Origin of the sequence: Catenulispora sp. GAS73 (assembly GCF_041262085.1) — a bacterium.
GTDB lineage: Bacteria > Actinomycetota > Actinomycetes > Streptomycetales > Catenulisporaceae > Catenulispora.
Window position 1 is genome coordinate 64805 of sequence record NZ_JBGCCM010000044.1, and the last position, 25867, is coordinate 90671.

Below are 25867 nucleotides of genomic sequence, written 5' to 3' on the forward strand. Positions count from 1 at the left end.
TGGCCTCCCCTCCCACAAAGGACTGCGCGTCCACCATAGGCGGTCAGACATAGGCGGTCAGACCGTCCGTGAATCAGACCCCGGGCTTGCGGAACGTCCGCCGGTAGTCGCTCGGCGCGACCCCCACGACCTCCGTGAAGTGGTGCCGCAGGTTGGCCGCGCCGCCGAGCCCGGCCGCCGAGGCCACGCGCTCCACCGGCAGGTCGGTCGTCTCCAGCAGCCGGCGCGCGTGCAGAACCCGTTGCTCGGTCAGCCATTTGCCCGGTGTGGTGCCCACGGCGGTGTGGAAGCGGCGGATCAGGGTCCGCTCCGCCACGTTCGCGTGCCGCGCGAGATCGGCGACGGTCAGCGTCTCCGACAGATGCGTCCGCATCCAGTCCAGCAGCGGACCCAGGCTGTCGCGCCGGTCCGGCGGCGCGGGCGTCTCGACGTACTGTGCCTGCCCGCCACTGCGGTGCGACGGCGCCACCAGACGCCGGGCCAGCGTGTTGGCGATGTCCGCGCCGTGGTCGGCGGCGACCATCGACAGGCACAGGTCGATGCCGGCCGTGGTGCCCGCGCTGGTGAGCACGTCGCCGTGGTCGATGTAGAGCACGGCCGGATCGAAGTCCACCGCCGGGAAGCGGGCCTGGAACTCCTGGCGGTACAACCAGTGCGTGGTGGCGCGGCGCCCGTCGAGCAGCCCGGCGGCGGCCAGCACGAACGCCCCGGTGCACAGGGACGCCACGCGGGCGCCGTTGGCGTGCGCTTCCCGCACGGCCGCGACGAGGTCCGCCGGCAGTTCCTCGGTGACGTCCCGTACCGCCGGCACGATCACCGTGTCGGCCTCGGCGAGCAGGGCATAGGTGTCGCCGCTGTGCGCGGTGAAGCCGCCGCCGGCAGGTACGGGCCCTGATTCGGGGTTGCAGACCCGGACGTCGTAGCCCAACTCCGGCATGCCCGGCCGGACCCGGCCGAAGATCTCGACCGGGATCGCGATCTCGAAGATCGGCGCACCTTCGGCGACGGCCACGGCGACCATGTGCTTGGCGCGGCCCTTCGTGCGGCCCTTGGCGCGGCCCTTGGTGACGCGATCCGTGACGTGCTCGGTGGCGCTGTTCCGACCCATGGCAGCATTTTAGCGCTACATGTCATTACTGCCACTGGGCGGTCCGCCAGGCGCAAGAGATCATCGGACCTATGAGCCTTACAGACGTGAAGAACACCGCGATGGAGACCCCGTCGCGGTCGCGCAAGGAGACCTGGGCCCGCGCCGCACTCGCGCTGACCGCGGTCGGCTGGGGCGCGAACCAGTTCGCGCCGATGGTTCTGCTGTACCGCGAGAAGCTGGGCGTCTCGGCGTCGGCCGGAGAGGCGATCTTCGGGCTGTACGCGGCCGGTCTGGTGCCCGGCCTGCTGGTCGCCGGCCCGCTGTCGGACCGGGTCGGCCGCCGTCCGGTCGTGACGTTCGCAGTGCTGCTGTCGATGCTCTCCGGCGCGGTGCTGATGCTCGGCTCCCACGGCCTGGCCTGGCTGTCCGTCGGTCGCGTGCTGATGGGCGTCGCCAGCGGCGCGGCGTTCAGCGCGGGCAGCGCGTGGGTGAAGGAGTTGTCGGCGGCCAACCCGGTAGCCGGTGCCGGTGCCGGTGCGCGACGTACCTCGATCGCCATGACGGTCGGGTTCGGCCTGGGACCGCTGATCGCCGGAGTGCTGGTGCAGTGGGGACCGGCGGCGTACGAGACCCCTTATATTCCACAGCTGATTCTGGCCACGGTGGCTCTGGTGTTGCTGTCCCGCGCTCCGGAAACGGTGCAGCGCAGGCGATCCGGCGTCCTCGGCGGCGGCCTGCTCCGCCTGCGCGGCTTCTCCGACCGGCGATTCGTCGGCGTGCTGCTGCCGATGGCGCCGTGGGTGTTCGGCGCCGCGACGATCGCCATGGTCTACCTCCCGGGCCTGGCTGCGGGGCACGTGAAGAGCCTGTCCTTGATCTACGCCGGCGCCGCCGCGATGGTGACCGCGATGTCCGGCGTCCTGATCCAGCCGGTCGCCCGCAAGATCGCGGCGTCCCCGGCCGGCCGGAACTTGGCCCGGCCCCGGCTGCTGACCCTGGGCCTGGCCCTGGTCACCGGCGGCACCCTCGCCGACGCCGGCGTCGCCGCCCTGAACGGCCTCGGCGCCTGGCAGGCGGTCCTGACGCTGGTGGCGGCGGTGATCATGGGCTTCGGCTACGGCGTCCTGCTCGTCTTCGGCCTCGCCGAGGTCCAGCGGCTGGCGCCGCCCGAGGACCTGGCCGGGATGACCGCGGTGTTCCAGGCCGTCACCTACATCGGCTTCGCGGCGCCGTATCTGTTGTCAGCGCTCAAGAACGTCGCCTCCCCGGCCACGCTGCTGCTCGCGGTCGGCGCACTCGGCGTGCTGACGCTGGTCGTGACGCTGCGGAACGCGCGGCTGACCGCCGCGCAGGAGTAGTCACCACTTGCAGAAGCTATTTGCAGAACTATTTGCAAAGAGTCTCTGCAATCCCCTACCGTGGTCCGCATGGGAATCAACGCCAAGCGCAGGGCTGCGGCCGCCGCGTTCACCGCACTCGCGACGGCCGTGACGGGGTTTGCTGTCGTTGCCGAAGCTTCCGCCGCCACACCGTCGCTCGGCGCGACCGCCATGGCTACACCGCGCACCACCGCCCCGGCGCTCGACCCGGCCGCGTTGCAGCAGGCGATCGCCATGCGTTCCGGCGAGGCGGCGGCCGGGGCGGTCGCGCTCGTGCGGAGCGAGGGCCAGACGTGGCGCGGCTCGGCCGGCGACACGCAGACCGGCCGGCCGGTCGCCGACGACGCACACTTCCGCATCGGCAGCATCAGCAAGACCTTCTCGGCCGTCGTGCTGTTGCAGCTGGCCGCCGAGCACCGCGTGGACCTCGACCAGAGCGTGCAGCAGTACCTGCCCGGACTGCTGCCCGCCACGTTCCAGCCGATCACGCTGCGCCAGTTGCTGAACATGACCAGCGGGCTGCCGCAGATCGGCGACGGCGGGCCGTCCATGACCACCGACCAGCTGATCGCCGGACGCTTCGAGTACCAGGGCTTCCGGCAGATCATCGACTCCACGCTGCGTCCCGCCGGCCGGCCGTGGCCCGGCCCGGTCTTCGCCCCCGGCACCGCGCAGAGCTACAACTCGCTGAACTTCCGCATCGTCGGCCTGCTCATCGAGCACGTCACCGGGCACTCGTTCGGCGACGAGGTCGGGGCCCGCATCGTGCGGCCGCTGCACCTGACCGGCACATTCGTTCCGCAGGGCAGGCCACGGATGCCGTCGCCGTACCTGCACGGCTACCTGACCGACAGTCAGGGCACTGTCACGGACGTCAGCGCGGCGGGCGGCGACCCGTCGAGCATGATCTCCACGACCGGCGACCTGAACACGTTCATCACCGCGCTGTTCCAGGGCCGACTCTTGCCGCGGGCACAGCTCACGCAGATGTTCGCGCTCCCCCACGACGCCGACGACGACCTGCTGCCCTACACCGGCGACTCAGGAAACTGCCAGACTGGCCCGGAGAAGGGCAAGGCCTGCTTCGGCCTGGGCATCGGCACCGACACGCTGCCCGACGGCACCGTCCTGTGGGGCAAGACCGGCGAGGACATGGGCTACTTCACGGCCATGTTCGCCACCCGCGACCTGCGGCACGTCGGCATCGTCTCGACCGGCGTCACCGACCTGGCCGCCGAGGCCGGGCTGGAGAAGGCGAACCGGCTGGCCGCCGCAGCCTTCATGCCTTAGGACGAAACCAGGGGCCTGACAGCGCTCTCTGTCAGGCCCCTGTGGCATTCGTGGCGCGTGGCGCTACAGCCCCCGCAGCAACCGCGCGGGTTCCTCCACGAGGTCGGCGACATACCGCAGGAAGCCACCGGCCACGCCGCCGTCGCACACTCGGTGGTCGAAGGTGAACGACAGCTGCGTCACCTGGCGGACAGCCAACTCGTCGCCGACCACCCACGGCTTCTTCACGATCCGTCCCACACCGAGCATCGCGGCCTCGGGGTGGTTCAGGATCGGCGTGGAACCGTCGACGCCGTAGACGCCGTAGTTGTTCAGCGTGAACGTCGACCCGGTCAGCTCCGACACCGGCAGCGAACCGGCGCGCGCCGCCGCCGTCAGGCGCTCGAACTCAGCCGACAGTTCCTCGGTCGACATCCGGTGCGCCCCGCGCACGACCGGCACGACCAGACCGCGATCCGTCTGCGCGGCGAAGCCGAGGTTCACGTCGGCGTATCGGACGATCTCCTGCCGCTCGACGTCCACCGTCGCGTTCAGCTCCGGATAGCGCGCCAGGCCCGCGACGCAGATACGAGCCAGCACAGCCAGCAAGCTGATCTTCGGCGCCGACGTGTCGCGGTTCAGCGTCGCACGCAGCTCCATGAGGCCGGTCGCATCGACATCGACCCACGTCGTCGCGTCGGGGATCTCACGCCGGGAGCGCGACAGCTTGTCGGCGACGGTCTTGCGCAGACCGCGCAACGGGACCCGCTCGCGCTCGGCGATGCCGGTAGCAGTGCTCGACGAAGCAGGAGCAGCGGCCGGGGCAGCCAACGCCGCCTCGACATCACGCCGCATGATCAAGCCCTCGGGCCCGGTCCCCTGCACAGACGCCAGATCGAGCCCGCCCTCCCTGGCCAGCCGCCGCACCAGCGGCGAGACGACCGGGATCCGGCCACCCTTCGGAACTACAACCGGCACGACATGCACGCGCAGCACAGAACCGTGCCCACCGAACCCGCTCACGACGCGCCGACGCCGCACGCCGCCGGTCTCAGCAGTGCCGTAGCCGACGAGCACGTTCCCCGAGCTCTGCTTCGCGCTGCCATTCGCCGCGCCAGACTTCGCGCCGCCCGCAGCCGCAGACTTGCCATTCGCCGCGCCGGCCTTCGCGCCGGCGCTCCCGCTCGCAGCTCCGGCCTTCCCGTTGCCGCTCGCAGCCCTGTCCCGAGCCTCGGCATCGAGCCGGGCCCGGTCCGCTGGCTCCTCCGGTGCGGCTTTCACCGCCGCGACGCTGATCAGCGGCTTCCCGACGTCCACCACATCCCCGACCGCCCCGTGCAGCTCGACGACCTCGCCGGCGTACGGACACGGCACCTCCACCGAGGCCTTCGCCGTCTCGACCTCGCACACCACTTGGTCGACGGAGACATGCTCGCCCACCGCCACGTGCCAGGCGATGATCTCGGCCTCGGTCAGCCCCTCGCCGAGGTCCGGCAGCAGGAACTCGCGAGTGCTCACCGGTCCTCCCACTGCAACGACGCCACCGCGTCGAGGATCCGGTCCACCGAGGGCAGGTGGTGCCGCTCCAGCTTCGGCGGCGGGTAGGGGATGTCGAACCCGGTCACCCGGCGCACCGGCGCCTCCAGCCAGTGGAAGCAGCGCTCCGAGACCCGCGCCGCGATCTCCGCGCCGGTGCCGCCGAACCCGGCGGCCTCGTGGATCACCACCGCGCGTCCGGTCTTGCGGACCGAGGCGGTCACCGTCGCGTCGTCGAAGGGCACGATCGAGCGCAGGTCCACGACCTCCAGGTCGTATCCTTCGGCGGCCGCGGCCTCGGCGGCCTCCAGCGCGGTCTGCACCGTCGGGCCGTAGGCGATCAGCGTCGCGTCAGTACCCTGACGCCGGACCGCGGCCTGGCCGATAGCCGGACCGACCGTGTCGAGCTGGTCCTTCGACCAGTAGAGCCGCTTGGGCTCCATGAAGATCACCGGATCGTCCGACTCGATCGCCGCGCGGAGCAGCGTGTACGCGTCCGACACCGTCGCCGGCGTCACCACGTGCAGCCCCGGCGTGGCGACGAAGTAGCCCTCGGAGGAGTCCGAGTGGTGCTCCACCCCGCCGATCCCGCCGCCGTAGGGCACCCGCACGACCACCGGCAGCGGCAGCGCGCCGCGCGTCCGGTTGCGCATCTTCGCCAGGTGCGAGGCGATCTGCTCGAACGCCGGGTAGGAGAACGCGTCGAACTGCATCTCCACGACCGGCCGGAAGCCGTACATCGCCATGCCGATCGCGGTGCCCATGATGCCCGCCTCGGCCAGCGGCGTGTCGAAGCAGCGCTGCTCGCCGAAGTCGCGGGTCAGGCCGTCGGTGACGCGGAAGACGCCGCCGAGCACGCCGACGTCCTCGCCGAAGACGACCACCTTCTCGTCGGCCGTCATCGCGTCGCGCAGCGCCCGGTTCACGGCCTGCGCCAGGGAGATCTCAGTGCTCTGAGCGGCACCGTCCAGCGTGGCGGTCATCGGGCGCCCTCGCTCTCGGCGTCGAGCTCGGCCTGGAGCGCGGCGGCCTGCTCCAGCAGCTGCGGCGTCGGCTCGGCGTAGACGTGCGCGAACAGGTCGCGGTGGTCCACCTCCGGCTCCTCGCCGAGCCGGGCCCGCATGTCGTTCGCCAGCTCCTCAGCGACCTGATTCGCCTCGGCCACGACGTCGTCGGTCAGCAGTCCGGCGGCCTTCAGGTACGTCTCCAGCCGCGCCAGCGGATCGCGCACCTTCCAGTAATCGACCTCTGATTCCTCCCGGTACCGGCTGGCGTCGTCGGCGTTGGTGTGCGCCTGCATCCGGTAGGTGACGGCCTCGATCAGCGTCGGGCCCTCGCCCCGCCGGGCCCGCTCGGCGGCCTCGGCGACGGCGCGCCGCACGGCGATCACGTCGTTGCCGTCCACCCGCACGCCGGCCATGCCGTAGCCGACGGCCTTGTGCGCGAGCGCCGCCGCGCGCGTCTGCTTGGCCAGCGGCACCGAGATGGCGTACTGGTTGTTCTGCACGAAGAAGATGACCGGGGCCTGATACACCGCGGCGAAGTTCAGCGCCTCGTGGAAGTCGCCCTCGGAGGTCCCGCCGTCGCCGCAGAACGCCAGCGCGACGGTGTCGTCGCCGGCCAGCTTGGCGGCCAGCGCGAGCCCGGCGGCGTGCGGGGCTTGGGTGGCCAGCGGCGTGCACTGCGGGGCGGTGCGCCAGCGCTGCGGGTCGTAGCCGCAGTGCCAGTCGCCGCGCAGCAGCGTCAGGGTCTCCACGGCGTCGATGCCCCGGGTCACCATCGACACGCAGTCGCGGTAGGTCGGGAAGAACCAGTCGGTGGGACGCAGCGCGAGGATCGCGCCGATCTCGCACGCCTCCTGGCCGTACGACGAGGGGTAGACGGCCAGCCGGCCCTGCCGGACCATCGTGGTGGCCTGCACGTCGAACCGCCGGCCGATCACCATGGCGCGCCAGGTGGCCAGCAGCTCCTTCGGGTCCAGCTCGGGGGCGTCGTCGCGCAGGGCGCCGGAGAGCGCGCCGTGCTCGTCGAGGTACTGCAGGGGCGAGGGGTCCAATATCGCGTCGAACCCCAGGGGGAAGCCCGACCCGGTCTTGTCGGGCGTGGCGAGAACGGTCACGTCGTCTCCATTGACACGTGTCGGTAGTGCGTCGGCTGTGTGATGCCGATTCTTTGTTCGGGCGAACCCACCTGACCAGTGCGCTTGCAAGATCGGAGACAATTGGAACCATGAGCACCGCTAACCCGAGCCAATCATCCACGCTGGACGACACGGACCGTCGAATCGTCCATCTGCTCCAGCAGGACGGCCGGATGTCGATGCGCGACCTGGCCGCCGCCGTCCACGTCTCCCGCGCGCACGTCTACACGCGCGTGAAGCGCCTGCTCGACGACGGGGTGATCCGCCGCTTCACGATCCAGGTCGATCCCGAGCGCGTGGGCTTCAGCACCTCGGCCTACCTGACCATGAAGGTCGAACAGAACAGCTGGCGCCAGATCCGGGACACCCTGGCGGCGCTGCCCTGGGTGGAGCACGTGGCGCTGGTCAGCGGGGACTTCGACGTCCTGCTGCTGGTCCGCAGCGCCTCCAACAAGACACTGCGGGACCTGGTCTTCGCCCACATCCAGAACATGCCGGGCGTGCGCTCCACCCGGACGCTGCTGGTCTTCGACGAGACGGACCACCTGCCGGCGCTGCCAGGCGATCCGGAGCTCGTCCCGGACTCCTCCGAGGAGCCGGAGGTCTGACTCTCCTCGACGCTCCTCAGTCGGCGACCGGTACGGCCTGGGCCCGAGGCGCGACGCTGCGCCGCATGAACACGGCCCACGTCAGCGCCGCACACAGCGCGTAGAACACCAGGAACGTGAGGTAAGCCGCGTCGCCGTTCTTGGTGCTCAGGAACGACTGCCGGAACGCCATGTTCACCAGCACTCCCCCGAATGCCCCAACGGCCCCGGCGAGTCCGATCAGCGCCCCGCTGAGCCGACGGCCCTTCGCCTCCGGCTCGTCGGCGAACAACGCCGGGATCATCTTGTAGACCGAACCGTTGCCCACGCCGCTGAAGACGAACAACAGCACGAAGCCGATCACGAACACCGCGAGCGAGTCGGCCCGGGACGCGGCCAGCACGACGGCGGCGCCGGCGGCCATCGCGGCGAAGGTGGCGAGTGTGACCCGGGCCCCGCCGAGCCGGTCGGCCAGTCGGCCGCCGATCGGGCGGGACAGGGAACCGAGCAGCGGGCCGAGGAAGGTCAGGTACGCGGCGTCGATCGGGGTCGCGAACTGGGTCTTGAACTGGACCTGGAGCACCTGGCCGAAGGCGAACCCGAAGCCGATGAACGACCCGAACGTACCGATGTAGAGGACTGAGATGACCCAGGTGTGGCCGCGCTTGGCCACCTCCCGGATCGCCCCCTTCTCAGCGCGCCGGTTCGGCAGGTTGTCCATGTACAGCGCCGAGCCGACCGCGGCCACCACGATCAGCGGCAGATAGATCCCGGCGACCAGCCCCGGATGCCCCTTGCCGCTCCAGGCCAGCACGGCCAGGCCGACGAGCTGCACGGCCGCCACGCCGATGTTCCCGCCGCCGGCGTTCAGCCCCAGCGCCCAGCCCTTGAGCCGGTCGGGGTAGAAGGCGTTGATGTTCGTCATCGACGAGGCGAAGTTCCCGCCGCCGACGCCGGTGATCGCGGCCAGCACCAGCAGCGTCGAGTACGACACCCCGGGCTTGACCAGGAAGGCCGCCAGCGCGCAGGGCACCAGCAGGATCAGGGCGCTGAAGACGGTCCAGTTCCGGCCCCCGAACCGGGTCACCGCGAAGCTGTACGGCAGCCTCAGCACCGAGCCCACCAGCGTGGGCACGGAGGTGAGCATGAACTTCCCGGCGGCGTCGACGTGGTAGGCCGGGCCGAGGAACAGCACCAGCACCGACCACAGCGACCACACCGAGAAGCCGATGTGCTCCGAGAGGATCGACAGGACGAGGTTGCGGCGGGCGATGCGGCGCCCCCCGGCGGCCCACAGGTCCTCGTTCTCAGGATTCCAGGTGCTCAGCAGACTTTGGTCTGAGGTGATAGCTGACATACCGGCAACTTACGAACGGCCTGTTTCGCCTGTTCAAGCCACAGGGGTCAGCTCCATGAGGTGTTCCGCATCCTGCTCGTAATCCGATGTGACATCCGGCGCGACCCACACCACACCCCGGTGCCGACGTACGGCGAACACCGGCAGGCGCACGTCCGGGGCGTCCAGCGCTACTCCCGTCGCCAGGTCGAACACATCTTTGTACATCGGCGAGGCTACGGTCGCGGTGCCGTCGCCGCGCATGCCGGTGATGCCCCGGGAGATGACCGACGCGCCGCAGAACGGATCGGTGTTGCCGACCGCGTAGAGCGATCCGTCACCCAGCCGGAACACAGCCACCGCCTCGCCATCGACCAGAGCGGCCACTCCGCGGCCGGGCTCCAACTCCGCGTACTTACACACAGGGGTCCAGGCCTGCGCCTGCACCGTTTCGCAGACACTTTCGACAGTCATCAGCGCCTCCCAAGAGTCAGCAGCGGCTTGATCTGTCCGCGTTCGGGCACGAACGCGACCGTCGGGTCGGGCGCGTCCGGCGCGTTGACGAACGTGGCGAAGCGTGCCAGCTTCGCCGGGTCCTCCAGCACCGCGCGCCATTCGTCGGTGTAGGCCTCGACGTGCGCGGCGATCAGCGCCTCCAGCTCCACGCCGCGCTCCTCGACGTCGTCGATCAGGACACTGCGGAGCCGGTCCAGGCCGCCCTCGTAGCGTTCGACCCAGGTCGCGGTGCGCTCCAGCCGGTCGGCCTCGGCGATGTACAGGGCCAGGAAGCGGTCGATGGTGCGGATCAGCGTCTCGTCGTCGAGGTCGGTGGCCAGCAGGTCGGCGTGCCGGGGCCGGGCGCCGCCGTTGCCGCCGACGTACAGGTTCCAGCCGCGCTCGGTGGCGATGACGCCGACGTCCTTGGACTGCGCCTCGGCGCACTCCCGGGCGCAGCCGGACACCGCCATCTTGATCTTGTGCGGCGCCCGCAGGCCCCGGTAGCGCAGCTCCAGGTCGATGGCCATCTTGACGGAGTCCTGGACGCCGTAGCGGCACCACGTGGAGCCGACGCACGACTTCACGGTCCGCAGCGCCTTGCCGTAGGCGTGCCCCGACTCGAAGCCCGCGTCGACCAGCCGCTGCCAGATCTTCGGCAGGTCGGCCATCCTCGCCCCGAACAGGTCGATGCGCTGGCCGCCGGTGATCTTCGTGTAGAGGCCGAAGTCGCGCGCCACCTCGCCGATGACGATGAGCTTGTCCGGCGTGATCTCTCCGCCGGGGATGCGCGGGACGACCGAGTAGGAGCCGTTGCGCTGCAGGTTGGCCAGGACGTGGTCGTTGGTGTCCTGAAGGGCCGCCTGGCCGCCGTCCAGGACGTGCGGCTTGCTGTCACCCTCGGCGAGCAGGCCGCCGAGGGAGGCGAGGATCGAGCCGACGGCGGGCTTGCAGACGTCGCAGCCGTCGGTGACGTTCTTGGCCGCGGTGCCGTGCTTGGCCAGCAGTTCGGCGTAGGTGGTGATGTGGTCGCGGCGGACGATGGTGTAGAGCTCGGAGCGGGTCTGCGTGAAGTGTTCGCAGAGGGCTGAGCTACCGCCTCCGCCCTCCGATTTGATCAGGGCTTTGATCGAGGTGACACACGACCCGCAACCGGTCCCGGCCTTGGTGCAGCCGCCGATCTGCTTCGGCGTCACCTCGCCGTCGCCCTTCTCGACGAGGTCGTGGATGGCGCCGCAGATCGCGCCCTTGGTGACGTTGTGGCACGAGCACAGGACGGCCGCGTCCGGCAGGGCGGAGGGCCCGATCCCGGCGGAGCCGGCGGTTCCGGCCGGCAGCAGCAACGCCTCCGGCGCGGCCGGCGGCTGCTCGCCGACCAGGGCGCGCAGCGTGCCGTAGTCACCGGCGTCGCCGACCAGGATGCCGCCGAGCAGCCGGCCGTCCTGGGCGATGGTGAGCTTGCGGTAGACCTGGCGGCGGGAGTCGCTGTAGGTGGCGGACATCGCGCCGACCTCGGCCCCGAAGGCGTCGCCGAAGCTGGCCACCTCCACGCCGAGCAGCTTGAGCTTGGTCGAGGTGTCGGCGCCGGTGAAGGTGCGGCCCTCGACCAGTTCTGCGAGGTGCGCGGCGGCCGTCTCAGCCATCTGATAGCCCGGCGCGACCAGGCCGTAGACCCGGCCGTCGGCGGCCAGGGCGCACTCGCCGATCGCATACACGCGCGGGTCGGAGGTGCGGCACAGCTCGTCGACGACGATGCCGCCGCGCTCGCCGACGTCCAGGCCCGAGGAGCGGGCCAGGCTGTCCTCGGGGCGCACGCCGGCGGCGAAGACGACCAGGTCGGCCTCGATGGTCTCGACGTCCTCGCCGCGGACCGCCTGCACGGCGGTGGCGACCCCGTCGGCGTCGACCAGGACCTTGTCCAGGCGGGTGCCGGTGTGCAGGGTGACTCCGAGCTCTGCGATCCGGCTCTGCAACGCGGCCGCGCCGCCGTCGTCCACCTGCAGCGGCATCAGGCGCGGCGCGAACTCCACGACCGTGGTCTTCAGGCCCAGGCTGGTCAGCGCCTTGGCGGCCTCCAGCCCGAGCAGCCCGCCACCGACCACGACGCCGGCGCTGCGGCCGTTCCCAGCGGCGTAGGCGGCGATGGCCTCGACGTCGTCCAGCGTGCGGTAGACGAAGCAGCCGGGCGCCTGGTGGTTCTCCACCGGAGGCACGAACGGCCGGGAGCCGGTGGCCAGCACCAGCGCGTCGTAGCCGCGCACGCTGCCGTCCGCGCCGGTGACGGTCTGCGCCTCCCGGTCGACGCTGGCGACCGCGACCCCGCTGACCACCTCGACGGCCCCGTCGGGGTACGGGTCGAGGTGCAGGGAGGTCTGGTCCCGGTCGTCGAACCACGACGAGAGGCGGACCCGGTCGTAGGCGGGCCGGTCCTCGGCCCCGAAGACGGTGACGGCCGGCGCCGGGCGCCCGTGCTCCAGCAGGCTGGAGACGAAGCGGTGGGCGACCATGCCGTGACCGACGACGAGGACGGTGCGCTGCGAGGGGCTCATGTCCTCCAGGCTGCCGCCGCGCCGTTTCCCGTCCGCGTCAGGTTTGTTACGCCTCGCCGAAACCGCCCGCACCGTGGGCCGCCTGCGATGTGAGAAGCGGCGATGTGAGAAGCGCGGCCGGCGAGCGCGGCGCGGGCGCAGCCGGGCGCGCTATGGCCAGGGCCAGCGCGGCGGCGGCCTTGACGTCGCCGACCAGCGCGGCGGCCACCGGCACGTCACCGTCGAACGCGAGCACCTTGCGCGTACGGCGCCGCTGGTCGGTGAACTGGATGGACGCTTCGGCGCGAGGACCGCCGAGGACGGCGACGTCGGCGCCGGGGATGTCGTAGGTGCGCAGCCGCAGGGGCGAAACAGCAGGCGGAGGCGGCAAAACCGGCGCGCCACCGATAGCCGCCACGGCGCGCCGCGCACCCTCCAACGCCGCGAGCGCACCGCCCGCGGCGCCCACGCCGATGGTTTCGGCACAGTCACCGACAGCGAAGATCCGCTCGTCCCCGAGGGAACGGCCGGATGTGTCGACGAGGATTCCGGCACCGATCGGCAGCCCTGCGGCACGCGCCAGGGCGACGCGGGGCTGGACGCCGCAGGCGAGGATCACGAGCTCGGCGGTCGGCCAGGTACCGGTCGCGGCGGAGACGTCGGTGTCGCAGTGCACGGCGATGCCGGCCTCGGTGAGAGAGCCGGCGAGGAGAGCGCCCGACTCGGCATCGAGCCAGCGGGACAGCAGGTGCGGGCCCCGGTGCAGGAGTTCGACGCGCACGCCACGGCTGGCAAGCGCGCACGCTGTCTCAACGCCGAGCGGCCCACCGCCGATCACCGCGACGCGCAAGGTTGCGCCATGCCGCCGACCACCGAGTCCGGCAAGCAAACTGCGGCCGATCTGCGCCATGCCGGAGCTGCCACCGCGGCTCGACTCGCTGTTCTTACGGCCGCTGGGTCCCGCACTGCTGCCCGATCCGCTGCGCGCGCTGCTGTATTCGCTGCCGCCCAAGCCAGCGCCGCCGCCCGACTCGCCGCGCACGCCGCTGTGTTCGCCGCCGCCCGCACCGCCGCCCGATCCACCGCGCGCGCCACTGTGTTCGCCGCCGCCCAAGCCAGCGCCGTCGGCCGATCCGCTGCGCGCGCCGCCGTGTTCGCCGCTGCCCGATTCGCCGCGCGCACCGCTGCGTTCGCTGCCGCCCAAGCCAGCGCCGCCACCCGATCCGCCATGCGCGCTGCTGTGTTCGCTGCCGCCCAAGCCCGCACCGCTACCTGGTACGCCGCGCGCGCTGCTGTGTTCGCCGCTGCCCAAGCCCGCACTGCCGCCCCATTCGCCGCGCGCGCCGCTGCGTTCGCTGCCGCCCAAGCCAGCGCCGCCGCCCGATCCGCCGCGCGCGCCGCCGGGCATTCGACCGCCGAAACCGGCATCGCGGCCGTCGAGGTCGCCATCAAGCTCCGCGAGGATCGTCCGCACATCGGCGAGCGTCCGCAGCGCCACCGCGTTCCCCCGCACCGGCGGGATCACCGGCTCGGCTCCCGTGGCGAGCACCAGGTGGTCGAACTCGGCCGCGGCGATGCTGCGGAGCTGGCTGGTCTCGTAGGTCAGGCGCGGGTCGCTCAGCGTCGGCAGTTCGATCGCCTTCGGTGCGTGCCGCCCGGCCAGTAGATCCGTCAGCAGCACCCTGTTATACGGGTGCCCCGGCTCCCCGGCGTGCCAGGTGATCGTCCCGTCGAACGCCGGATCGGCCAGCAGCCGCCGCACCACTTCGTGCCCCGCCAGCCCCGCGCCGGCCACCACGACGCGGCTCATTCCGCCGCCTCCAGCCGCACCGCCGCGGTCTTGAACGCCGGCATCCCCGACACCGGATCCGTGGTGCGGCGCGTCAGCGCGTTCGCCTTCCCCGGACCGGCCCAGTGGAAGGGCATGAACACGGTGTCCGGTCGGATCCCGTCACTGATAAGCGCCGCCGCGACCGCCGTCCCACGCCTGCTCGTCACCCGCACCGGATCGCCCTCGCCGACCGCGAGCGCCGCCGCCAGGTCCGGATGCAGCTGCACGAACGGTCCCGGCTCGGCCTTGTTCAGCGCGCGCACCCGCCGCGTCTGCGCCCCCGACTGGTACTGCGCCAGCACCCGGCCCGTGGTCAGCCGGTACGGAAAGTCCGCGCACGGCTCCTCTCCCGCCGGCTCGCAGGCGACGGGCACGAAGCGCGCCAGGCCGTCCGGCGTCCCGAACGCGTCCAGGAACATCCGCGGCGTCCCGGGGTGGTCGGGCGTCGGGCACGGCCAGTGCAGCCCGGCGCCTTCCGAGGTCGCGTCGAGTCGCTCGTGCGACAGCCCCGAGTAGTCCGCCACTCCCCCGGCCGAGGCCAGGGCCAGCTCGTCGAAGATCTCGGCCGGCGACGTCAGGAACTTCGGCCACCCCAACCGCTCCGCCAGACCTCCCATGACCAACAGATCCGAGCGCACTCCGTCGGGCGGCGTCACGGCCTGCCGACGTAGCAGTACCCTGCCTTCCAGGTTCGTCATGGACCCGGTCTCCTCAGCCCACTGAGTCACCGGGAACACCACGTCGGCCAGCGCCGCCGTCTCCGACAACACCACGTCACACACGGCCAGGAACTCCAGCGCCCGCAACCGCGATGTCACGAAATCCGCATCCGGTGCCGACACCACGGGATTCGAGCCCGCCACCAACAGGGCCCGTATATCAGTACCGCACGACGCCAGCAGCTCCACCGCCGGACGCCCCGGTCCCGGCAGCGCGTCCGCCGAAACGCCCCACACCGACGCCACGTACTCCCGCGCCGCCGGATCCGTGATCTTGCGGTAGCCGGGAAGCTGGTCGGCCTTCTGCCCGTGCTCGCGTCCGCCCTGACCGTTGCCCTGGCCGGTGATGGCGCCGTACCCGCAGTACGGACGCCCCGCCTTGCCCGCCGCGAGCGCCAGGTTGATCCAGGCGTTCACGGCGTCGGCGCCGTCGGCCTGCTGTTCGGTGCCGCGTGCGGTGAGCACCATGCCGGTGCCGGCACGGCCAGTGCCCGCGCCGCCGGCACCGCCGGAACCACCGGAACCGCCGCCGGCGAACATCCGCGCCGCCGCCCGCACATCCCCGGCCGGCACCCCGCACACCGCCTCGACCCGCTCCGGCCACCAGCGCTGCGCCTCGGCCCGCACCTCCTCGAACCCGCTGGTCCGCGCGGCCACGAACTCCTCGTCGACCAGGTGCTCGGCGATCAGCACGTGCAGCAGCCCGGCGGCCAGCGCCGCGTCCGTACCGGGCACCGGCTGCAGATGCAGGTCCGCCTGCTCGGCCGTCCGCGTCCGCCGGGGATCCACGACGATCAGCCGCCCGCCGTTCTCCCGCTGCGCCGTGAGGTACCGCAACGCCGGCGGCATGGTGTCGGCGAGGTTGGAGCCGACCAGCAGGATCACGTCGGTGTGCGCCACGTCGGCCAGCGGGAACGGCAGGCCGCGGTCCACGCCGAAGGCGCGCTGGGACGCCGCGGCGGCCGCGCTCATGCAGAAGCGGCCGTTGTAATCGATGTGCGGGGTCTGCAACACCACGCGGGCGAACTTGCCGAGCGAATAAGCCTTCTCATGCGTCAGCCCGCCGCCCCCGAAGACGCCCACCGCGTCGCGGCCGTGCTCGGCGGCGATCGCCTTCAGGCGCTGTGCCGTGAAGTCGAGGGCTTCGTCCCAGCTCGCCGGTTCCAGCTCGGCATCGGCGGTGCGGCGGATCAGCGGCGACGTCAGGCGCACGGCCGGATTCAGCACCTCGGTCGCGGTCGCGCCCTTCAGGCACAACGCTCCCTTGTTCACTGGAAACGCGTCCCAGCCCGCGACCCGCAGCCGCGTTCCGGCGCCGTCCGCTTCGGCGTGCAGCTCCATCCCGCACTGCAACGCGCAGTACGGGCAGTGGGTGCGGGTGACCGGCGAGAACACGTCCATGGGCCCAGCCTCACTATCGTGCGTTTCCATCGCAGCGCCGCGCCGTTACTCCCGCGCGACGGAGGTCTCATACCGTCAGTCTCCCGACATGACGCGTTGCTTATTGAGGTTACGCAGGGCCGCGAGTCGAACGCGAACCGTCTTACCGCCCCGTAGCCGGTCGGCAACACCGCCGTAATCGGACGTGGAGATAGTGCGGCTCATGGACACGATGACAACCGATTCGGATACCCCGGGTTCACCGACGGTCACGCAGGCCGGAGCGCTCCCCGAACCCCTGGTCGGCTGCGTCGTGGCGATCACTTCCGACCGGCGGCGGGAAGAGCTCGGGGCGATGCTGCGGCGGCGCGGCGCGGAGATCATGATGGCCCCGACCATGCGCATCATCCCCCTGAGTGACGACCGGGTGCTGCGGGCCGCGACCGAGGAGTGCCTGCGCGGGCCGCTGGACTACGCGGTGGCGACGACCGGGATCGGCTGGCGGGCGTGGATCTCCACGGCCGAGGGCTGGGGCCTGGCCGAGCCGCTGTCGACGGTGCTGGCGTCCGCCACTCTGGCCGCCCGGGGCCCGAAGGCGACCGGCGCGATCCGGCAGTGTGGGATGCGCGAAACGTATTCGCCGCCATCGGAGTCCTCGACCGAACTGCTGACCTGGCTGCTGGCCCGCGACCTGACCGGCACCCGCATCGCGGTCCAGCTGCACGGCAGCGCCGACACCGCGTTCCTCGACGCGCTGCGCGGCGCCGGAGCCGAGGTCGTGCCGGTGCCGGTGTACCAGTGGGGCGCGCCGCAGGACACGGCCGCGGTCGGCCGCCTGGTGGAGGCGGTGGTCCGACGCCAGGTGCACGCGGTGGCGTTCACCTCGGCCCCCGGGGCGGCGGCGTTCCTGGCGGCGGCGGAGAACGACGGCAACCTGAACCGCGTCGTGGACGCGATGCAGGCGGACGTGCTGGCGGCGTGCATCGGCCCGGTGTGCGCGGCGCCGCTGGAGCCGCACGGCATCACGCCGGTGTGGCCGGACCGGGGCCGCCTCGGGTCGCTGGCACGAGTGATAACGCAGGAGCTGCCGCCGCGCGTGCGACGGCGGCTGAACACCCCGGGCCGCGACATCGTGGTGCAGGGCAACGCGGTCCTGATCGACGGCCGCCCGGTCCCCCTGTCCCCGCTCCCGGCCGGCGTGCTGCGCGAGCTGGCGCGCCAGCCCGGCCGCGTCCTGAGCCGCGCCGAGCTGCTGCGCCGCGTCTGGACCGGCATGCGGCGCGACGAGCACGCGGTGGAGGCGACGGTCGCGCGGCTGCGGACGTCGCTCGGGGAGCACGCGGACGTGGTGGCGACGGTGACGAAGCGGGGGTACCGGCTCGCGGTGGATCCGAGCTGAGCCGAGCTGCCGGGTGCGAGCGGCGGGGTCCGAGCTGCCGGGTGCTAGCGGCCGGCGATCGGACTGACCAGGGGCGCGACCGATAATCCCGGGTCTGGATGCCCGCCGCCTGGCATCCTCACTTGAGTGACCTCGCTCAGCTTCACCAACGTCCCGCCGCCCGATCACCCGGTCCCCGAGCCGGTCCGCGCGGCGGCGGGCGGCCGGCCGATCGTGCCGGTCTGGTACAACGAGGCCGCCTCGACCTTCCGGCTCGGCGAGGGCCCGGACGCCCGCTACGCGAAGTGGGCGCCGGCCGGGAGCGACCTGGACCTGGCCGGTGAGGCGGCGCGCATGCGGTGGGCCGGGGCGTTCGTGGCCGTGCCGCGGGTGGTGGAGCAGGCGTCGAACACCGAGGGCGCATGGCTCATCACCGCCGCGCTCGACGGGGAGATGGCCGTCGTGGACCGGTGGAAACAGGATCCTGCGACCGCCGTCCGCGTGATCGGGGAGGGTCTGCGTACGTTCCACGACACGCTGCCCGTCGCCGCGTGCCCCTTCAGCGCCTCCGCCGAGGAGCGGGTCGCCGAGGCCGAGCGCAACGCCGACGGCCGCGCGCACCGCACACTTCATCCCGACTTCGCCGACCGCACGCGGGCCGAGATCCTGAAGCGCCTGGCCGACATCCCGCCGGTCGACAAGCTCGTGGTCTGCCACGGCGACACCTGCGCCCCGAACACCCTGCTGACCGCCGACGGCCGCTTCGCCGGCCACGTGGACCTCGGTGCCCTCGGCGTCGCGGACCGCTGGTCGGACCTGGCGATCGCCACCTGGTCGACCACCTGGAACTACGGCGACGGCTGGCAGGAGCCGCTGCTCGACGCGTACGGGATCGCGCCCGACGCCGAGCGCACCGAGTACTACCGGCTGCTGTGGGAAGCCGGCCCCTGAGTCACAGACGGGCCGGCGGACCCTACCGGCGCGACGATCCGCCACCGCTCGACCAGCAGCGGGACCAGCACGTTCCGCCAGACCTCCAGATCGACCTGCCCGCTGGTCATCCCCCCGCGCGCCAGTTCCTCGCGGTAGATCCGGTCGGTGGAGGTGTCCTGAAGATCGTTTCCGGTGAGCCAGCGGAACGAGGAGCGCAGGATCTCGACCAGGTCGCGCTCAGCGGTGGGCAGGACCTGTTTCGCCAGCATGGTGCGCATGGACCGCCACAGATACGGATCCCCGCGCAGACCCCACGTGGCCGGTTCCGGTTCGAAGAGGTCGGCGACCATGCCGACCGGGGCGGGCGCATCGATCATGTCGCGAACTTCCTTCAGTCACCACGTCTAGCGCAGATCTTCCCGAATCTGCCCGGTCCTTACAAGACGCCGCGTGCTGAGAACTTGCTGAAGAAATGCGAAGCAGCCGGTGCCGGGAATCAGCACCCTGATCAGCGCCGCCGCAACCCGTCGAACACCAGATGCGTCACCGCCGAGGCGACATCGTCGGCGGACCACCGCCCCGGCCCCGGCCGGTACCACTCCACCACCGAGTTCACCATCCCGAACACCAGCCGCGAGGCCAGATGCGGGTCCAGATCCGCCCGCAGCACCCCGGCCGTCGCCGCGCGCTCCACGAACCCGGCCAGCCGGCGGTCGATCTCCCGCCGCCGGGCCTGCGCCGCGCGCTCGGCTTCGGTGTTCCCGCGCACCCGCAGCAGCAGCGTCACGTACGGCAGCTCCTCGACCAGGATCTGCACCGCGCGGAACACCGCCTGCTCCACCCGGTCCAGCTCCCCGGCGTCCGGCAGCGGCTCCAGCGTGTCCAACGCGTCCAGCGAGGCGTTCAGCGCGTCCAGGGCCCGGTTGACGCCGCGCGTCAGCAGCTCCTCCTTGCCCTTGACGTGGTGGTAGATCGACGATTTCGTGATCCCCGCCGCCCGCGCCAGGTCCTCCATGCTGGTGCCGTCGTACCCGCGCTCGTTGAACACGGCCACGGCGACTTCCAGCAGGGAGTCGGGGGTGTAGGTGGTGCGCCTGGAGGAGGCGCCCGTCTGTGCACTCATAGAAACCCGTGTACTCAATTGTGGTCGCCCCGCATGTCGAGAATGCGCTGTGCCTTGCCCTGCGACCGCTCCAGGCCGCCGGGGTCCAGGACGTCAACGGTAACGGTCACCCCGAACCTCTCCTTCACGCCGGACGCCAGCCGCCGCGCCGCCGCGGCCCGGTCGACGTCCGCCTCCCGCGCCTCGACCCGCACGCACAGCTCATCGAGCCGCCCCGGGCGAGTCAGCACGCAGACGAAGTGCGGCGCGAGCCCCGCGACGGTCAGCAACTCCTCCTCGATCTGGCTCGGGAAGAGGTTGACGCCGCGCACGATCATCATGTCGTCGCTGCGTCCGGTGATCCGCTCCATCCGCCGCATCGGCCGGCTCAGGCCCGGCAGCAGCCGCGTCAGATCGCGCGTGCGGTACCGGACGACCGGCATCGCCTGCTTGGTCAGCGACGTGAAGACCAGCTCGCCCTTCGCGCCGTCCGGCAGCACCTCGCCGGTGTCCGGATCGACGATCTCCGGGTAGAAGTGGTCCTCCCAGAGATACGTGCCGTCCTTCTCCGCGACGTCCTCGTTCCCGACCCCGGGGCCCATCACCTCGGACAACCCGTAGATGTCCACGGCGTGCACCCCGAGCCGCTGCTCGATCTCGGCCCGCATCGCATCGGTCCACGGCTCGGCGCCGAGCACCGCGATCCGCAACGAGGTCGCGGCCGGGTCAATGCCCTGCTTCTCCATCTCGTCGACGATTGCCAGCAGGTACGACGGCGTCACGCAGATGACGTCCGGCTCGAAGTCCTGGATCAGCTGCACCTGGCGCGCCGTCTGGCCGCCGGAGATGGGAATGACGGTGCACCCCAGCGCCTCGGCGCCGTAGTGCACGCCGAGACCGCCGGTGAACAGGCCGTAGCCGTAGGCGACGTGGACACGATCCCCCGGACGGACACCTGCGGCACGCATCGACCGCGCGCCGACAGCCGCCCAGTTGTCGAGGTCTGATTTGGTGTACCCGACGACCGTGGCCTTACCGGTGGTGCCGGACGAGGCGTGGATCCGCGCGACCTGATCCCTCGGCACGGCGAACATCCCGAAGGGGTAGTTGTCGCGCAGATCCTTCTTCGCGGTGAAGGGGAAGTGCCTCAGATCGGCCAGTTCTTTGAAGTCACGCGGATGGACGCTGGCTTCATCGAAGGCTGACTTGTAGTGCGGCACGTTGGCATAGGCATGTCCCAGGCTCCACGCCATGCGCTCGGTCTGCAGAGCCCTGAGTTCCTCGACAGAAGCACGCTCTGCGTCGTCGAGCGACCGAGGCGGAATCTGCATCTTCCCCAAACCTGGAAGCGAACTCATGCCGCACGCTCCAGCAGGACCGCGATCCCCTGCCCGACGCCGATGCACATCGTCGCGACCGCGTACCGCGCCTGGCGCTCGTTCAGCTCCAGCGCCGCCGTGAGGGCCAGGCGGGCGCCGGAGGCACCGAGCGGATGGCCGAGGGCGATGGCGCCGCCGTTGGGGTTCACGTGATCGGCGTCGTCGGGGAGTCCCAGCTCCCGCAAGACAGCCAGCGACTGCGCGGCGAACGCCTCGTTGAGCTCGACGACGTCGATGTCCCCGATTCCCAGCTTGGCGCGCTCCAGCACGCCGCGCGTGGCCGGCACCGGGCCGATGCCCATGATGCGTGGCTCGACGCCGGCGGTGTGGGAGGTGACGACCTTCGCCAGCGGCGTGAGGCCGTAACGCTCCACGGCCTCGCCGGAGGCGACGAGGAGCGCCACGGCGCCGTCGTTGACGCCGGAGGCGTTGCCGGCGGTGACGGTGCCGCCCTCGCGGAACGGCGTGCCGAGCTTCGCGAGCGCTTCCAGGGAGGTGCTGCGGGGGTGCTCGTCCTGGTCCACGACGATCGGGTCGGCCTTGCGGCGAGGAATGGTCACCGGCGTGATCTCCTTGGCCAGCCGGCCGTTCGCCTGGGCCGCCAGCGCACGCTCTTGGGAACGGAGCGCGAACGCGTCCTGGTCCTCGCGTCCGACGTGGAAGTCCTCGGCCACGTTCTCGGCGGTCTCCGGCATGGAGTCGATGCCGTACTGCTTCTTCATCAGGGAGTTGACGAAACGCCAGCCGATGGTGGTGTCGAAGACGTCGGCGGTGCGCGCGAACGCGGTGTCGGCCTTGCCCATCACGAACGGCGCCCGCGACATGGACTCCACGCCGCCGGCGACGACGATGTCCGCCTCGCCGAGCCGGATCTGGCGCGCGGCCTGCACCAACGCCTCCAGGCCCGAGCCGCACAGCCGGTTCACCGTGGCGCCGGGGACCGTCACCGGCAGTCCGGCCAGGAGCAGGGCCATGCGGGCCACGTCGCGGTTGTCCTCGCCGGCCTGGTTGGCGTCGCCGAAGAAGACCTCTTCGACCGCCGCGCCGGGAACCTGCGGGACGCCCGCGAGCAGTTCGCGGATGACGTGCGCGGCCAGGTCGTCGGGGCGGACGGACGCCAGCGCGCCGCCGTAGCGGCCGAAGGGGGTGCGGGTTCCGGTGACGAGGTAGGCGTCGGTCATGCTGGGTCCTTGTCCGGGTCGTCGTGGTGCTGGTCGTGGTCGTTGTGGTCGCGGTCGTCGCGGTCGTGGTGGTTGTGGCCCAGGTCGGACGCGTCGCGGAGGATTCCGTCGACGAAAGCGCGCCCCACCGCGTCGTTGAGCGGGGAATCCATGAGCCGGTCGGCGTGCGCGAGCTGGCGCAGCAGCGGCGAGGCGCGGTAGCGGCCGTCGCGGTACGTGTCCTCAAGGTTGTCGAGGACTTCGCAGATATAGGCGAAGCCTAGGTCCGCGCCCCACTCCAGCGGGCCCTTGGGGTAGTTGACCCCGAGCTTCATGGCGGTGTCGATGTCCTCTTCGTCGGCGTCGCCCCGGTACAACGCGTCCACGGCCTCGTTCACCAGGCGCGCGACCGTACGGGTCACGACCAGGCCGGGAACGTCCTCCAGGACCACGACCTTCTTGCCCTGACCCTGCAGGTAGGCGATCGCCGCTTCCAAGTCCACGTTCGGGGTGTCGGCGGCCGGGGCGAGGGCGGCGGTCGGCGTGCCGTCGGGGTCGATCGCGAGGTCCAGCAGGATCCGGCCGTCGCCGTAGGAGGTCGCCGTCTTGCCGTGGCTACGGAAGAGGGTCCTGCCGGATCCCCGCACGTCACGCCTGCCCTCGTACCTCGGCGCGGCCTTCTCCACGTCCTCGCCGTACTCATAGAACCCGCGGCCGCTCTTGCGTCCCAGCCGCTTGGCCGCGACGTGCTCCTTCTGCGTCCACGCCGGCGTGTAGCGCGGGTCGTACCCGGTCGCCTCCCACACCGAGGTGGACACCGCGAGGTTCACGTCGAGCCCGATCATGTCCATCAGCTCGAACGGCCCCATCTTGAAGCCGCCGCTCTCGCGCACGACCGCGTCGATGGTCGCGAAGTCCGCGGCCTGCTCCTCGTAGGCGCGCAGGGCCTCGGCGTAGAACGGCCGCGCGACGCGGTTGACGATGAAGCCGGGCGTGGAGCGGCAGTGGACCGTGGTCTTGCCCCACGCCTGCGCCAGGTCCGCGACGGCCGCGCTGAGCCCGGGGTCGGTGGCCAGGCCGTCGATGATCTCGACCAGCGGCATCAGCGGCGCCGGGTTGAAGAAGTGCATGCCGACCAGGCGTTCGGGCGCGCGCAGGCCGCCGGCGATGGCGCTGATGGACAGCGAGGAGGTGTTGGTCGCCAGCAGGCAGTCCGGGCCGACGATGTCCTCCAGGTCGGCGAACAGCTTCTGCTTCACGCCGAGGTCTTCGATCACCGCCTCGACCACGAGGCCGGCGTCCTTCAGGGCGTCCAGCGTCTCGACCGCGCCGAGCCGGTCCTTGGCCGCTTGAGCTTCCTCAGCGGCGATCCGGCCCTTGGCCGCGAGCGAGTCCAGGCGCCTTCCGACGCCCGCGACGGCGCGAGCCGCCGCGCCCTCGACCGCGTCGAAGACCGCGACCGGATGCCCGGCCTGCACCGCCAGCTGGGCGATCCCGGCGCCCATCGTCCCGGCGCCGATCACTCCGACGAGTGATTCATTGGCGTCGTTCCCCACCATCCGCGTCCACTCCTTCCCAGGCGGCGGTCCTAGGGGGTGTCCCACCCTGGAACCGACCGACCGTTCGGTTTACTCTAGATCCCGTCAGGGCCGCCACACCAGCATTCCGGGAGTCGCAGATGACCGCCACGGCCGAGCAGTTCACCGTCCGCCACCGTGAGACCCTCGATCGGGCGGTGCAGGCGATCCGCGAACGCGCGTTCTGGACGCCGTACCCGGAGATCCCGAAGGCGTACGGCGAGGAGGCCGCCGGCACCGGCAAGGCGGCCTACGAGGGCTACCTGAACCGGCCCTTCCCGCTGGCCCAGCCCGGAACCGACGAGCTGGTCGGCGGCGAGAAGTCGCCGTACGGCGTGGCGCTGGGCGTCACATACCCGCACCCGGACCTGGACGTGCTGCTCCCGGCGATGGAGCAGGCGATGCCGAAGTGGCGCGACGCCGGCCCCGAGGCCCGGGCCGCGGTCCTGATCGAGGCGCTGGCCCGGCTGAACGAGCGCACGCACGAGATCGCGCACGCCGTGCACCACACCTCCGGCCAGGCCTTCGGCATGGCGTTCCAGGCCGGCGGCCCGCACGCGCAGGACCGCGGGCTGGAGGCGGTCGCGTACGCGTACGCGGCGCAGACCGCGCAGGTCTCGGCGGCGGAGTGGGAGAAGCCGCAGGGGCCGAAGCCGGCGCTGCACATGGCGAAGAAGTTCACCCCCGTACCGCGCGGCATCGGCCTGGTCATCGGCTGCAACACGTTCCCGACGTGGAACAGCTACCCGGGCCTGTTCGCCTCGCTGGCCACCGGCAACGCGGTGGTCGTGAAGCCGCACCCGAACGCGATCCTGCCGCTGGCGATCACCGTCGCGGTGCTACGCGACACCCTCGCCGAGGCCGGCTACGACCCGGACCTGGTCGCGCTGGCAGTGGAGAAGCCGGGCGAGGGGCTGGCCAAGACAGTCGCGCTGCGCCCGGAGATCCGCATCATCGACTACACCGGCTCCACCGAGTTCGGCGTGTGGCTGGAGCGCAACGCACCGCAGGCCGTGGTGTACACCGAGAAGGCCGGCATCAATACGGTCATCGTCGACTCGGTGGACGACTACAAGGGCATGCTGGGCAACCTGGCGTTCTCGTTCTCCCTCTACAGCGGCCAGATGTGCACCACCCCGCAGAACATCTTCGTCCCCCGCGAAGGCATCACCGCCGCCGGCGAGCACAAGTCCTTCGACGACTTCGCCACCGACCTGGCCAGCGCCGTGGAGAAGCTGCTCGGCGACGACGCACGCGCCAACGCCCTCCTCGGCGCGGTCTGCAACCCCGGCGTCACCGACCGCCTGAAGCAGGCCGAGTCGGTCGGCAAGACCGTCCTAGCCTCCCGCACCGTGTCCAACGCCGAATACCCGGGCGCCGAAGTCCGCACCCCACTGATCGCCGCGATCGACGTCACCGACACCGAGGTCTACACCGGCGAGTGGTTCGGCCCGATCAGCTTCCTGATCGCCGCCGACAGCACCGACCAGGCCATCGAAACCTTCCGCAAAACCGTCCGCGCCCACGGCGCCATCACCGCCGCGGTCTACTCCACCCACGACGACGTGATCGCCCACACCGAGGACGCCGCCCTAGACGCCGGCGTGAACCTCTCGGTCAACCTCACCGGCGGCGTCTACGTGAACCAGAGCGCAGCCTTCTCCGACTTCCACGCCACCGGCGCCAACCCGGCGGCGAACGCCGCACTGTCGGACCTGGCTTATGTGGCGAGCCGGTTCCGGGTGGTGCAGTCGCGGCGGCACATCTGAGGATTCCCGCCGGCGCTGATTCGGCGCTGAACCAGTTCTGACTCGCTGCCCCCGGACTCGTGTCTGGGGGCAGCGCCGTCTTTCGGCGCCCGGCCACGTCGTTCGCCGGATCCTCCGGACCACGCGGGGTGTTGGTTCTGGGTCCCTCGCCGCGTCGGCGGGCCCTGCCAACCTGGCCGGTTTGCAAGGGCGCGTAGTTAAGGGTTGGGTGGTGGTGTCAAGGGTGTGGTGTTGGCGGTGTAGGTGCCGGTTCCGGTTTTGTTGATGCGGCCGAGTCGG

General features: G+C 71.4%; 20 protein-coding genes. 6 read left to right on the forward strand and 14 right to left on the reverse strand.

Annotated features, from left to right (window positions below):
- Positions 1–73: 73 nt before the first annotated feature.
- Entirely contained in the window at positions 74–1021 is a 948-nt protein-coding gene (locus ABH935_RS43470; RefSeq protein ID WP_370383873.1) for a GlxA family transcriptional regulator, read from the reverse strand.
- A 158-nt stretch (positions 1022–1179) separates the two neighbouring features.
- Between ABH935_RS43470 and ABH935_RS43475 the strand changes: the two genes are divergently transcribed.
- Complete coding sequence (locus tag ABH935_RS43475; RefSeq protein ID WP_370383850.1) at positions 1180–2448, forward strand: MFS transporter; 1269 nt, start codon at positions 1180–1182, stop codon at positions 2446–2448.
- Between the two features lie 69 nt (positions 2449–2517).
- Positions 2518–3759 carry a serine hydrolase domain-containing protein gene (locus ABH935_RS43480; protein WP_370383851.1) on the forward strand — a complete coding sequence of 414 codons (1242 nt, stop codon included), beginning with the start codon at positions 2518–2520 and terminating at the stop codon, positions 3757–3759.
- Positions 3760–3822: 63 nt separating this feature from the next.
- Here the strand turns inward: ABH935_RS43480 and ABH935_RS43485 are convergent, their stop codons facing one another.
- The 3 genes from ABH935_RS43485 to pdhA are packed head-to-tail and all read right to left on the reverse strand — an operon-like array spanning position 3823 to position 7393.
- Positions 3823–5268, reverse strand: a complete 1446-nt coding sequence (locus ABH935_RS43485) for a dihydrolipoamide acetyltransferase family protein (RefSeq protein WP_370383852.1) — start codon at positions 5266–5268, stop codon at positions 3823–3825.
- The gene (locus ABH935_RS43490) at positions 5253–6257 is read right to left on the reverse strand and encodes an alpha-ketoacid dehydrogenase subunit beta (protein ID WP_370383853.1); all 1005 of its coding nucleotides are present in this window, start codon (positions 6255–6257) and stop codon (positions 5253–5255) included. The genes ABH935_RS43485 and ABH935_RS43490 overlap by 16 nt, the downstream gene beginning before the upstream one ends.
- Positions 6254–7393: a pyruvate dehydrogenase (acetyl-transferring) E1 component subunit alpha gene (gene pdhA, locus ABH935_RS43495; RefSeq protein ID WP_370383854.1), complete on the reverse strand. Its 1140-nt coding sequence runs from the start codon at positions 7391–7393 to the stop codon at positions 6254–6256. The genes ABH935_RS43490 and pdhA overlap by 4 nt, the downstream gene beginning before the upstream one ends.
- Positions 7394–7503: 110 nt before the next feature.
- Here pdhA and ABH935_RS43500 point away from each other — a divergent pair, with 110 nt between their 5' ends.
- Entirely contained in the window at positions 7504–8022 is a 519-nt protein-coding gene (locus ABH935_RS43500) for an Lrp/AsnC family transcriptional regulator (protein ID WP_370383855.1), read from the forward strand.
- A 16-nt stretch (positions 8023–8038) separates the two neighbouring features.
- Here the strand turns inward: ABH935_RS43500 and ABH935_RS43505 are convergent, their stop codons facing one another.
- Genes ABH935_RS43505 through ABH935_RS43525 form a run of 5 tightly spaced genes read right to left on the reverse strand, consistent with a single transcriptional unit; the run spans position 8039 to position 16311 of the window.
- Positions 8039–9358, reverse strand: coding sequence for a nitrate/nitrite transporter (locus tag ABH935_RS43505; protein ID WP_370383856.1), 1320 nt, complete (start codon positions 9356–9358; stop codon positions 8039–8041).
- A gap of 33 nt (positions 9359–9391) precedes the next feature.
- Entirely contained in the window at positions 9392–9811 is a 420-nt protein-coding gene (gene nirD / locus ABH935_RS43510; RefSeq protein ID WP_370383857.1) for a nitrite reductase small subunit NirD, read from the reverse strand.
- The gene (gene nirB / locus ABH935_RS43515; protein ID WP_370383858.1) at positions 9811–12381 is read right to left on the reverse strand and encodes a nitrite reductase large subunit NirB; all 2571 of its coding nucleotides are present in this window, start codon (positions 12379–12381) and stop codon (positions 9811–9813) included. The genes nirD and nirB overlap by 1 nt, the downstream gene beginning before the upstream one ends.
- A 46-nt stretch (positions 12382–12427) precedes the next feature.
- Complete coding sequence (locus ABH935_RS43520) at positions 12428–14170, reverse strand: FAD-dependent oxidoreductase (RefSeq protein ID WP_370383859.1); 1743 nt, start codon at positions 14168–14170, stop codon at positions 12428–12430.
- Entirely contained in the window at positions 14167–16311 is a 2145-nt protein-coding gene (locus ABH935_RS43525; RefSeq protein ID WP_370383860.1) for a molybdopterin oxidoreductase family protein, read from the reverse strand. The genes ABH935_RS43520 and ABH935_RS43525 overlap by 4 nt, the downstream gene beginning before the upstream one ends.
- 202 nt (positions 16312–16513) lie before the next feature.
- Between ABH935_RS43525 and ABH935_RS43530 the strand changes: the two genes are divergently transcribed.
- Together ABH935_RS43530 and ABH935_RS43535 are read left to right on the forward strand one after the other, a co-directional pair.
- On the forward strand, positions 16514–17689 hold the full coding sequence (locus ABH935_RS43530; RefSeq protein ID WP_370383861.1) for a uroporphyrinogen-III synthase: 1176 nt from the start codon (positions 16514–16516) through the stop codon (positions 17687–17689).
- 126 nt (positions 17690–17815) lie between these two features.
- Positions 17816–18619 (forward strand): aminoglycoside 3'-phosphotransferase, encoded by an 804-nt coding sequence (locus ABH935_RS43535; RefSeq protein ID WP_370383862.1) that lies wholly within the window; start codon positions 17816–17818, stop codon positions 18617–18619.
- Here ABH935_RS43535 and ABH935_RS43540 read toward each other — a convergent pair.
- The 5 genes from ABH935_RS43540 to ABH935_RS43560 all read right to left on the reverse strand — a co-directional run bounded on the left by ABH935_RS43540 (position 18589) and on the right by ABH935_RS43560 (position 23801).
- Positions 18589–18978 carry a hypothetical protein gene (locus tag ABH935_RS43540; protein WP_370383863.1) on the reverse strand — a complete coding sequence of 130 codons (390 nt, stop codon included), beginning with the start codon at positions 18976–18978 and terminating at the stop codon, positions 18589–18591. The two genes, ABH935_RS43535 and ABH935_RS43540, sit on opposite strands and share 31 nt — an antisense overlap.
- Before the next feature lie 131 nt (positions 18979–19109).
- Entirely contained in the window at positions 19110–19724 is a 615-nt protein-coding gene (locus tag ABH935_RS43545) for a TetR/AcrR family transcriptional regulator (RefSeq protein WP_370383864.1), read from the reverse strand.
- Positions 19725–19738: 14 nt separating this feature from the next.
- Positions 19739–21034, reverse strand: a complete 1296-nt coding sequence (paaK, locus tag ABH935_RS43550) for a phenylacetate--CoA ligase PaaK (RefSeq protein WP_370383865.1) — start codon at positions 21032–21034, stop codon at positions 19739–19741.
- Positions 21035–21057: 23 nt separating this feature from the next.
- Positions 21058–22263, reverse strand: a complete 1206-nt coding sequence (pcaF, locus tag ABH935_RS43555; RefSeq protein WP_370383866.1) for a 3-oxoadipyl-CoA thiolase — start codon at positions 22261–22263, stop codon at positions 21058–21060.
- Positions 22260–23801 (reverse strand): 3-hydroxyacyl-CoA dehydrogenase NAD-binding domain-containing protein, encoded by a 1542-nt coding sequence (locus ABH935_RS43560; RefSeq protein ID WP_370383867.1) that lies wholly within the window; start codon positions 23799–23801, stop codon positions 22260–22262. Before ABH935_RS43560 ends, pcaF begins: the two co-directional genes overlap by 4 nt.
- A gap of 119 nt (positions 23802–23920) precedes the next feature.
- Between ABH935_RS43560 and paaN the strand changes: the two genes are divergently transcribed.
- Positions 23921–25588, forward strand: a complete 1668-nt coding sequence (gene paaN / locus ABH935_RS43565; RefSeq protein WP_370383868.1) for a phenylacetic acid degradation protein PaaN — start codon at positions 23921–23923, stop codon at positions 25586–25588.
- Positions 25589–25867: the final 279 nt, after the last annotated feature.